This is a genomic window from Flavobacterium sp. J49 (genome assembly GCF_011742145.1).
In the GTDB taxonomy this organism is placed as follows: Bacteria; Bacteroidota; Bacteroidia; order Flavobacteriales; family Flavobacteriaceae; genus Flavobacterium.
In genome coordinates, this window is record NZ_JAAQQU010000052.1 from 1 (window position 1) to 338 (window position 338).

Genomic DNA, 338 nt, shown 5'->3' on the forward strand with positions numbered 1-338 from the left:
AATCCTTTTGTACAAATATTGTATGTTAGAGCAGTTGACCCATTAACCGGATGTTGGAGTGTCATTCCGATTGAGCTTAATGTGAATCCAAGTCCGATTGCACCGATTGATTTAGATGATATCGTGGTTTGTGATGATGACAACAATACTCAAAATGCCATTACCAATGTTGACTTGACGGTGAATACCCCAAGTGTGTTGGCCCAACAACCATTGGCCGCGAGTAATTATACGGTTGAGTACTATACTTCGCAAACAGCAGCCCAAGCCGGTATTGCACCAATTATTAATGATACTAACTATACCGCTATGAACAACCAAACCATTTGGGTGAGAGT

1 protein-coding gene is annotated in these 338 nt (G+C 41.1%); it reads left to right on the top strand.

The window, feature by feature from the left end:
* On the top strand, positions 1 to 338 hold a 338-nt coding region (locus HA632_RS01530), incomplete at both ends, for a hypothetical protein (protein ID WP_176305486.1).